This window comes from Roseovarius dicentrarchi, from assembly GCF_003316635.1.
Taxonomy (GTDB): domain Bacteria; phylum Pseudomonadota; class Alphaproteobacteria; order Rhodobacterales; family Rhodobacteraceae; genus Roseovarius; species Roseovarius dicentrarchi.
Map to the genome: position 1 here is coordinate 1 of NZ_QNQP01000075.1, position 1,262 is coordinate 1,262.

2 protein-coding genes are annotated in these 1,262 nt (G+C 58.6%); both read right to left on the reverse strand.

Annotation, left to right across the window (positions count from 1 at the left end):
- Positions 1–15 precede the first annotated feature (15 nt).
- Positions 16–312, reverse strand: a complete 297-nt coding sequence (locus tag DQ230_RS16885) for a hypothetical protein (protein WP_113913707.1) — start codon at positions 310–312, stop codon at positions 16–18.
- Positions 312–1,262: IS66 family transposase (tnpC, locus tag DQ230_RS16890; RefSeq protein WP_113913708.1), on the reverse strand; the 951-nt coding region annotated here is incomplete at its 5' end. The genes DQ230_RS16885 and tnpC, both read right to left, overlap by 1 nt.

The following is a 1,262-nucleotide window of genomic DNA, read 5'->3' on the forward strand; positions in this document are numbered from 1 at the left end:
GTAACCGCCCCATTGTTACCGCGGCGATTTAGCTTTGATGCGGGCCGCCAGATCGGTGTCATGCACGAAGTCATCAAGGAACTCATGCCAGTTTTTGTTGGTGATACGAGCGGCGCGGATCATGTCCGTAAGCTCTTCGATCCCATCATCGGTCAGTGCGGTGACTGTTTCGTCGGGTCCGACGTAAACGCTGACGATGTTTCCATAGGTCAGGTTGTCGTCGTTGTAGATGATCGCTTCGAGAAGTTCGGCATCCTCGCCCAACATTTTGGCGACGTAGTCGATGCTGCAGACATAGGTCACCGCAGCCATCAGGCGGCCTTTGATTGTGCAGCTGCCAGCGGTACCCAATTCCACGGCAGCAGTTCATCCAGCCGGTTAATCTTGTGATCGTGGATACGGTCGAGGATGTCGGCGAGATAGGCCAGTGGGTCGAGGCCATTCATCTTGGCGGTTTCAATGACGGTCATTGCACGCGCGAGCGTTTCCGCACCGGTATCGGCGCCTGCAAATAACCAATTCTTACGTCCAATTCCAATCGGTCGCAGGGCGCGTTCAGCGGGATTGTTGTCGATGGCCACACGCCCGTCAGACAGAAACAGGCTGAAAGCGTCCTGCCGGGCGAGTCCGTAGCGGAAGGCTTTGGCCAGATCGCTTTTGCCCGGGATGCGCAGGAGCTGCTGTTCGGACCAGGCAAAGAAGGCCTCGACCTTTGGTCGGCTCAGCTTTTGCCGCGCCGCATAGCGGAGGTCGGCGGGCTGTCCGTTGATATCGCGCTCGATGTCGTAGAACTTACCGATCCGATCGAGAGCCTCACGGGCGATCTCGGACTTAGTCGAGGTCCAGAAGTCATGGAAGTCGCGCCTCAGGTGGGCCCAGCAGGCCGCCTCGCGCAAGCGCGGTTTGCCATCGGGTTCAGGCGCATAGAGCTTGGCATAGCCCTTGTAGCCATCGGCCTGAAGGATGCCGCGCGCATCGGATAGGTGGTCAAGAACATGCTCTTCCTTCCAGTCTGGCGCAAAGCGATAGACAGCACCCGGTGGCGATGTCCCCGCCCAAGGGCGTTGATCGCGCACATAAGCCCAGATGCGGCCTTGTTTGACACCCTTGCCAAGTCCCTTGTCACGCAAAGAGCGATCCAGCACTCGGATGGGTGTGTCGTCCGCATGCAGCAGGTCGCTGGCCATGATGTCGGCTTCGATCTGCTTAATCAGTGGTGACAGAGTCTTCATGGCACGGCCGCACCAGCCGACAAGCGTGCT

Coding starts and splice junctions, on each gene's coding strand:
- DQ230_RS16885 (WP_113913707.1), bottom strand. CDS start 312: ATGGCTGCGGTGACCTATGTCTGCAGCATCGACTACGTCGCCAAAATG.